Below are 7960 nucleotides of genomic sequence, written 5' to 3' on the forward strand. Positions count from 1 at the left end.
GTACCGCCCGCCCGCTCCAGAGACGGTGCCCATCGCCAGGTCGCAGATCGGCTCAGGAGCAGGCACGGCTGCGATGGCCCACTAAAATTCCGCCTGGATCACTCGATGGGGGCTGGTCACTTCCTATGGTGCGGCGCTGATGCTGACGGCGCTGCTGATGAACCGCCGCCCGCGCGCCGAGTTCCTGCTCATCGCTCCGACCCAGGCCATCGCCGAACTCGCCTATGCCCAGGCCGTCGGCATGGTGGACGCCGATCCTGACGGCTTTCTCCAGAAGCGCCTGCACGTGCAGGAGCACCTCAAGCGCATCACAGACCGGCGCCGCGTCACGCGACGGTGTCGCAGCGTAGCTCGAACCGGCATTCGGGATGGCCGGTCGCGGCGCAGGCCACCTCGCGGCAGGCGGGCTCACCTGCGCGCCCCGACATCTCCAGCACGTAGCGCATGCCACCGGCGAAGCTGCCCTCGAAGGTGTAGCAGACCGGCCGCGCCGTCTCGGGCCCATAGCCGAGCGCAAAGGCGGAGTGGCGCACCGTGACGGTCGCAGTGGCCGCGCTCTCGTCCAGCGCGGTGACGTCGATCTGACCGTAGCCGCGCTGCGATAGCCGCCTGAGGTAGTGGCGAAAGGTCTCGACCGGCGTCAGGCCGTGCGTCTTCGCCTCCGCCCGGCACCATTGCAGGGCGGAGAGATCGCTCGAGGCGTAGAGGATCTCGCGATAGGCCGCCGGGCCGATGGCGGCCTCGATGCCCTTCTGCATGTTCACCAGGAAATGGCGCGGCAGGTAGATCATCGGCAGGCCATCGGTCGTCCAGATGCCCGTCTCGGGATCCACGTCGATGGGGACTTGCGGCTGGGCCATGGCTTCTCCTGACGGCCGCGGGTCCGAGGGCCGTGGCGACGATCGCAATGTGACCGGGAACGCGAAATCATAGCAATGGGATGACGCTGCATCTCCCATGGCTCGGGCCGGGCAAGGCGCGAACGATCCGTCACGCGCAGAGGCCTGTATCCTGCACCACGACGGAGACGAAGATGACAGACCGCGTGGCCCGAGCCGCCCGTAACCAGCAGAACAGCGTTGCCGCCTTCCTCGCGAAGGAGGACGAATTCGGCGGCCTCCTCGCGGAGCTGCAGCAGGCCAGCGAGGACCACTTCGGGGCGGACCGGAGGCGGTGTTCTGGGGCGAGACGGCCTGGCAGCATGACGCGGCCGCGAAGCTGAAGGAGATCGGGGACCAGCACTTCAATCGGGACGAATACGCCGCCTGACCCGAGGCGGCTCCCCAACCGACCCGACCGGCGCGCGCCGGCGGGGCTTGGGCTCGTAGCACCCGGATCCCCGGATGCCGGTACAGGCACCCCCAGATGAAACTCGCCGACACCCAGCGAAAAATTCTCAGCGACGCGAGCCAGCACGACGATCAGCTGGCGGTCCGACAGCAACGCCTTCCCGCCGCGGCGCGGCAGGCGGTGGCGAAGTCCCTGATCACGCAAGCGCTCGGCCGATCGTCAACAACAGCGCGCTCGACGACGCGGTCTACGGGCCCTTCTCCGGCAGCGGCACCACCATCATCGCGGCGCAGACCACGGCGCGGCGCTGCTACGCGATGGAGATCGATCCGCGCTACGTCGATGTCGCCGAACTGCGCTGGCAGGCGCTGACCGGGAAGGCGGCGCTGCTGGCTCGCCAGGATCGGATCTTCATCGATGTGGCAGGTGCCCGCCAAGCGCAGGAACTGTGTGAGCGCGCTTAGCCGGATTCGATGATCGGCCCGCCGGCGGGGAACACGTTGGCCACGGCTCAGTGAGCGGCAAGGCTCCGCCGCAACCGCGTGATGGCGCCCGGCAGGCCGCGGACCTTCAGCACCCGGCCGGTTTCGTCGTACTCTTCCGACAGCACCCGCGCGCTGTCGTAAACTTCGCCGATCAGCCCTTGCTTCGCGTAGGGCAGCAGCAGCACGTCCTCGACCATCGCCGCCTCGAAGAAGGCGATGATGGTGTCCCGCAGCGCGCTCACATCCCCTGGCGCGTGGGCGGAGAGCATGATCGCGTCCGGGTGCTTCTCGGCCAGCGCAGCGCGCCGGGCGGCATCCACCCGGTCCATCTTGTTCAGCACGAGGCGCGATGGCACGGCATCGGCGCCGATGTCCCGCAACACGCTTCGGCTGACCTCCAGCTGCGCCTCGTAGGTCGGGTCCGAGGCGTCGACCACGAACAGCAGCAGCGAGGCTTCCAGCGCCTCCGCCAGGGTGGAGCGGAAGGACGCGACAAGGTCGTGTGGCAGCTGCTTGATGAAGCCCACCGTGTCGGAGACCAGCACGCGGGGCCGCGTCTCGGGCTGCAGGATGCGGACGGTGGTGTCGAGGGTGGCGAACAACTTGTCCTCCACCAGCACCTGACTGCCGGTCAGTGCCCGCATCAGGGAGGATTTGCCCGCATTGGTGTAGCCGACCAGCGCGACGCGCAGCTGATCACGCCGGCCGGTGCGACGGTTGTCGCTGTCGCGCTGCACCGCCTCTAGCTGATCCTTCAACTCGGAGATCCGGTCGCGGATCTTGCGGCGGTCGAGATCGAGTGTGGTCTCGCCGGCACCAGGCCCCTGCTGCCGCCCGCCACCGCCGGCGGATTCGCGCAGCCGGGGGGCGACGTATTTCAGCCGCGCCATCTCCACCTGCAGCTTCGCCTCGCGCGTGTTGGCGTGGCGGTGGAAAATCTCGACGATGACGCCTGTGCGGTCGAGCACCTCGGCGCCGGTCGCCCGTTCAAGATTGCGAAGCTGGCTTGGCGAGAGCTCGTGGTCGACGATCACGAAATCGGGCTTGCGGCTGGTATCGGCTTCCGGTTCCGCCTTGGACGACGCTTCGGCGGCGTCGTCGAACCGCTGCCGTGCCTTGGATCTCGGCGGCGGCGCCATCGAACCGACGACGCCGGTGCCGCCAGTGAGCGCCGCCAACTCCGCTAGCTTGCCGCTGCCCAGCAGCGACCCAGCGCCGGTGCCTTCGCGCCGCTGCGACACCGATCCCACAACCTCGTAGCCGAGCGTCTTCACCAGACGGGCCAGCTCCTCGAGGCTGGCGGCGTGCGCGATGTCATCGACCTCCGGTGTCTGGATGCCGACGAGGACTGCTCGGGGAATGGGCGGTTTGGTCTCCATGGCGGCGCAGTAGCACGGATCGCGCCAAAGCCTTGAATGGTCATCATCGATCGTCAGCCGCCCGAATGTTTGATTGAGCTTCCCGCAGAAGAAGGCGCGCGGCTGAAGAACGTCCCGACATGCTCCGAGCTGACCGCATCGCCGCCGCCCGCGGGGTGCGAGCGACGGCGTGAGGGGCGCCCTTGCGGCGCGTGTCAGTCGGCGATCGTGTAGACGCTGTAGGACCCGCGGGCGCCGTCCTTGTTCCGTCGGACCTGGCGCACCTGCTCCAGCACCGTGATCTCGATCCCCTCCTTCTTCAGCCCGGCGAAGAACCAGCGCACCGTGGGCTGTGCCCAGCCGGTTGCCTCAGCGACCAGCGCCACCGTGGCCCCCTCGGGGCGGCGCAGCAGGGCGAGCACCGCCTCCTGCCTCGTGCCATCACGCGGCTTGCGGGGTGCGCCCGGTGCGCGCGCCGCACGGGCCGACTTGCCGGCCAGCGCCGCGCGCAGTGCCTCCATCGGGCCATCGCCCCAGAGCACCGCCTCAGGGTCGGCGCCGAAATGCTCCGCGCTCGCCTGCTGCAGTTCCGCGAGCAGCTCGTCGAACTCAGCTTTCTTCATCAGGAAGACCTCGAGGCTGTCGAGCTGGTTGGCTTCGCGCTTCGTCATCGTGGTCTCCGTCCTCGACATCGCGTGACAGACCATTCGCGCTGCGCCGCGCCCAAGCCAAGCGTATCTGCCGATCAAGATGTTGCTGAGTTCGGCGCAGTCCGATCATTCCGTGACGCCGCGGCGTCGCGCATAAGGGAGGCGCGCTACGCGGCGCTGTCCCATGCCCCGCAAGCCCGGCCGAGCGCTTCGACGCCATCCCTGGCTTCGATCGCCTGTCGGAGGGCGGTGACTTTTTTTGGCATAGACCCGCGCGAGTTGAGATGCAGCGCTCGCGGAGCCGGTGCCGCCTCAGCACCCAACGCCGCTGGCAACTTGTGCCGGCGTGCCTCCAGATGCACGAGCTTCCGCTGAAATGCCGGGGCCTTGAGGCCGTCCGCGATGGCATCGACCAAGTTGGCCAGTTTGCGTTCGAAGGATTGCAGTCCCCGCAGCTTGGCTTTCGCCGGCGGATGGCTCGACGGTCAGTCGGTTCCACTCCTCGATGAAGGTCGCGCAGGAGCCACCGCACGTCTCGGCCCCAATCCCGCGGCGCGGGCCCGGGCCCGCCCTGGGGCCGGCTGTGCAATGGCCGATTGGAGCATCCGCTGTCGCGCCTCCCGCCCGGCATGGCCGCGCGGCTGGATGTCGGGCAGGCGGCCAAGGGGAGGGTCCAACCTCACCATCAGTAGCAATGGCTGGCGGGCAAAGGATTACGTGTGACTTCGGGCGTGCCCTGGCGAATGGTGCTCGATGTCGGCAACTGGAATGACCGCTTCACCATCACCCCCCCACGGCTAGTCGGACGCCCCCTGCAGCCCGCGTTGCCGGGGCTTGTTTCCGCTTTGCGCCAAGGACGGATGCACTCCGCTGATGTTCAACGCGGCGGCGATGATGCGGCGGGTCAGGCACGGATCCTGTGTTGCGGGCCGGATGGGTGCCGGCGCCTGCCGCCATTGCCTGCGGCAGTTTGTCAGTTGATGCTCGTCCGGCTCTGTCGCCCCTGGGGATAAGGATCGACGCATGACCCAGCCCCCGCCGCATTGGATCGGCCTGTTCGATCTGTTCAGGATCGGGATCGGTCCGTCGAGTTCCCACACGGTGGGTCCCATGCTGGCCTCCGCGTATTTTGCCGCGCAGACGGCGGGGCTGGGTCTGTCCGACCGCATCGTGGTGGAACTCTTCGGCTCGCTGGCCCTGACGGGTAAGGGGCATGGCACGGATGCCGCCGTCATCCTGGGCCTCTCCGGCGCGCGGCCCGACACGATCGACCCCGACGAAGCGGTGAACATCGTCGAGGATGTCCGCCGCGTCCGGCGTCTGGTCCTGTCTGGCGGACGACGCATCGCCTTCGACCCGGCGACTGACATCGTCTTCCGCCCGCGCGAGATGCTGCCCTTCCACCCAAATGCGCTCCGGCTGACGGCCAGTGCGGGTGACAAGGCGGTGCTCGCTCGCACCTATTATTCGGTCGGCGGCGGCTTTGTCGTGGATGAGCATGGCGAACAAATGGCCGGCTCCGCAAATGCGGGCCCTGCCGCGATGCCGTATCCCTTTGCAGATGCCGCCGAGTTGCTCGAACGCGCCGATGCAGCGGGCCTGTCGATCGCTGGCCTCATGCGCGCGAACGAGACAAGCCTGCACGGTACGGCCGGACTCGCGGAAGGCATCGGGCGCATCCATGCGGCGATGCGCGCCTGCGTCGCGCGCGGCCTGCGTGGCGAAGGCGAACTTCCGGGCGGGCTGCGCGTGCGGCGCCGGGCGCCCGATCTTCTCCGCAGACTTGAGGACCGCGCGCGGCGCAACGAGGCCGATCCACTCGAGGCGATGGACTGGGTGAATCTCTGGGCCTTGGCCGTGAACGAGGAGAATGCCGCCGGCGGCCGCGTGGTGACGGCCCCGACCAACGGCGCCGCCGGCATCATTCCTGCCGTCCTCCAGTACTACGAGCGCTTCGTGCCGGGCGCGCATGCGGCTGGGGTCGAAGCCTTCCTGCTCGCCGCAGCTGCCATCGGCGCCATTATCAAGCGGAACGCGTCCATCTCCGGCGCGGAGGTCGGCTGCCAGGGCGAGGTCGGGTCGGCCTGCGCAATGGCGGCCGCGGGCCTGGCCGCCGCCCTGGGTGGCAGCAATGCCCAGGTCGAGAACGCCGCGGAGATCGGGCTCGAGCACAATCTCGGCTTGACCTGCGACCCGGTGGCCGGGCTCGTGCAGGTGCCGTGCATCGAGCGCAACGCCATCGGCGCGGTCAAGGCGATCAATGCCGCCCGGCTCGCCCTGCACGGGGACGGCACGCACCTGGTCAGCCTTGATCAGGTTGTGGCGACGATGCGTCAGACGGGACTCGACATGTCGCACAAGTACAAAGAGACGTCGCTGGGCGGACTGGCGGTGAACGTCATCGCGTGCTGACGCGTCGCGCGCGTCGGGGTCCTACGCGATGATCTCGGCCAGGATGCGGCTCACATGGCTCTGCGGGTCCATGTAGAGGTCCAGGATATCGAAGTGATGATGGTCGGGGCTCACCAGCAGCCCGGGCTTCAGCCCGTGTCGTCGCAGATGCCGTGCGTACCGCGCCGACTGGTGGATCCAGTGTTCGGGCTCGTCACCGCCGGCCACGACCCAGGCAGGGCAAGAGGTGCGAGGCACTGCCGCCTCATAGTTGTGGCGGGCGCAGATCTCGGGCGTCAGCCGGATATCCGCATTGACGGAGATGCGCATGGCGGGTGTCGGGTCGTAGATGCCGCTGATCATCAGTGCACCCTTGATCAGGTCACCCGGCAGGCCTTGCGCCGCCCATTCCGTAGCAAGGCCCGCCGCCACCAGGTGCGCGCCAGCCGAATGGCCCGACATGGTGATGCGCCCCGCATCCCCGCCGTGTGCCGCGATATTGCGCGCCACCCACGCCATCCCGGCAATGGCGGAGGCGACCGTTCCGTCCAGCGTCACGCCTGGGCAGAGATCGTAGTTCATGGCCACGACCATCACGCCCCGCTGCACGAGCACGGGCGCGAGGAAGGCGAAGTTCTTCTTGTCCTGCGCGCGCCAGTACCCGCCGTGGAAGAACAGGTGCACCGGGAAGGGTCCGGCACCTGGCGGATGGAAGATGTCCAGCCCATGCAACCGGCCTGGGCCGAAGGCGATGTCTGTCTGCGGCGCCAGCGCCACGATCGCCGCCGCATTCGAGGGTTCGCGGCGGCGCCGCGCCTCCTCGAAATCCGGTACGCTGCGCTGCGGGTTGTACTGATACTCGTGCTCGTCGGCCGTCAGACCGGCCCAGATCGGTGCGGTCATGCTCCGTCCAGTGCGGTGAGCGTGTCGAAGAACTGGCGGGACTGCGCGCTGCGCGGCTTGGCGGCTTCCTCCGCGCTCCAGGCGCGGAATGTCGGGCGGCCGAGCAGATCCTGGTCCAGGACCATGCAGCGAATGAAGGCGCTGCCGGGCGCCATGACGCGGCCGATGACCGGGTCGTGGCCGGTCTCGAACCAGGCGCCGCCGGGATCGATGCGATGTGCCTCCTCGCCCACTTCCGCCAGCAGACGCCCGCTCAGCAGGCGGCGAATTCCGGGACCGGCATGCTCGATCTCATGCAGCCGACGGATCTTCCCGATCGTCTCCACCACCAGCATCCCAATCATGACCCCCGGCATCACCGAGAGCCAACGTGAACCCCTTCAGCAGAGGGGGCCCTTTTGGACGCCGATCACCCCTCCATAGGGGTCCTTCTTCCACGCCGATCCACATTCTCGACGATGGCAGGCTCGACATGGACAACAACGTGGTGGAGCGGGCCATCAGGCCGATCTGCCTCAGCCGAAAGAACGCGCTATTCGCCTCGGGCGACGATGGTGGCGAGCGCTGGGCCTGCATCGCCTCGCTGGTGGACACGTGCAAGCTGAACGGCGTCGATCCACAGCGGTACTTCACCGAAGTCCTGACCCGCCTGGTGAATGGCTGGATGGAGAGCCGCATCGACGAGCTCATGCCCTGGCACTGGGCGGCCTCGAAAACCAGCTGACCGTCAAGCCGCGGCGACAAGGGCCCGGAACCTGCGCTTACGCCACAGCCTGGATTTCGTCTCCTGGAAGGACCGCAAGCCGGTGGCCGCGGCCTTGAAGGACATCTACCGGGCCGTGGATCCCGCCGCGGCCGAGGCCGCCCTGGCGGCGTTCGAGGC

The 7960-nt window shown here is 68.2% G+C and carries 8 protein-coding genes and 2 pseudogenes; 4 read left to right on the plus strand and 6 right to left on the minus strand.

The features are described 5' to 3' along the window. Nucleotides 1-52 precede the first annotated feature (52 nt). Nucleotides 53-298 carry a hypothetical protein gene (locus E8M80_RS25370; protein WP_137128518.1) on the minus strand — a complete coding sequence of 82 codons (246 nt, stop codon included), beginning with the start codon at nucleotides 296-298 and terminating at the stop codon, nucleotides 53-55. Between the two features lie 28 nt (nucleotides 299-326). Continuing rightward, a complete protein-coding gene (locus E8M80_RS25375; RefSeq protein WP_137128519.1) occupies nucleotides 327-860 on the minus strand; it encodes a 4-vinyl reductase in 534 nt (177 codons plus the stop codon). A 483-nt stretch (nucleotides 861-1343) separates the two neighbouring features. Between E8M80_RS25375 and E8M80_RS27105 the strand changes: the two genes are divergently transcribed. Beyond that, the gene (locus E8M80_RS27105; RefSeq protein ID WP_137128520.1) at nucleotides 1344-1754 is read left to right on the plus strand and encodes a DNA methyltransferase; all 411 of its coding nucleotides are present in this window, start codon (nucleotides 1344-1346) and stop codon (nucleotides 1752-1754) included. A 47-nt stretch (nucleotides 1755-1801) separates the two neighbouring features. On the opposite strand, the gene hflX is transcribed toward E8M80_RS27105, so the two are convergent. Both hflX and E8M80_RS25390 read right to left on the minus strand, forming a co-directional pair. Then, nucleotides 1802-3154 (minus strand): GTPase HflX, encoded by a 1353-nt coding sequence (gene hflX / locus E8M80_RS25385; RefSeq protein WP_137128521.1) that lies wholly within the window; start codon nucleotides 3152-3154, stop codon nucleotides 1802-1804. 194 nt (nucleotides 3155-3348) lie between these two features. Beyond that, nucleotides 3349-3804, minus strand: a complete 456-nt coding sequence (locus E8M80_RS25390; RefSeq protein WP_137128522.1) for a DUF3489 domain-containing protein — start codon at nucleotides 3802-3804, stop codon at nucleotides 3349-3351. Nucleotides 3805-4806: 1002 nt separating this feature from the next. On the opposite strand from E8M80_RS25390, the gene E8M80_RS25395 reads away from it, so the two are divergent. Continuing rightward, nucleotides 4807-6195 carry an L-serine ammonia-lyase gene (locus tag E8M80_RS25395; protein WP_137128523.1) on the plus strand — a complete coding sequence of 463 codons (1389 nt, stop codon included), beginning with the start codon at nucleotides 4807-4809 and terminating at the stop codon, nucleotides 6193-6195. Nucleotides 6196-6216: 21 nt separating this feature from the next. Here the strand turns inward: E8M80_RS25395 and E8M80_RS25400 are convergent, their stop codons facing one another. Together E8M80_RS25400 and E8M80_RS25405 are read right to left on the minus strand one after the other, a co-directional pair. Further along, on the minus strand, nucleotides 6217-7077 hold the full coding sequence (locus E8M80_RS25400; RefSeq protein ID WP_137128524.1) for an alpha/beta hydrolase: 861 nt from the start codon (nucleotides 7075-7077) through the stop codon (nucleotides 6217-6219). Next, on the minus strand, nucleotides 7074-7421 hold the full coding sequence (locus E8M80_RS25405; RefSeq protein WP_137128525.1) for a hypothetical protein: 348 nt from the start codon (nucleotides 7419-7421) through the stop codon (nucleotides 7074-7076). The genes E8M80_RS25400 and E8M80_RS25405 overlap by 4 nt, the downstream gene beginning before the upstream one ends. 107 nt (nucleotides 7422-7528) lie before the next feature. Between E8M80_RS25405 and E8M80_RS25410 the strand changes: the two are divergent. Further along, nucleotides 7529-7801 (plus strand): annotated as a pseudogene (locus E8M80_RS25410) (transposase domain-containing protein); the annotation flags it as partial. Nucleotides 7802-7838: 37 nt separating this feature from the next. Further along, nucleotides 7839-7960, plus strand: a pseudogene (locus E8M80_RS25415) (IS256 family transposase); the annotation flags it as partial.

The organism is Roseomonas sp. HF4 (assembly GCF_005222755.1).
Taxonomy (GTDB): Bacteria; Pseudomonadota; Alphaproteobacteria; order Acetobacterales; family Acetobacteraceae; genus Neoroseomonas.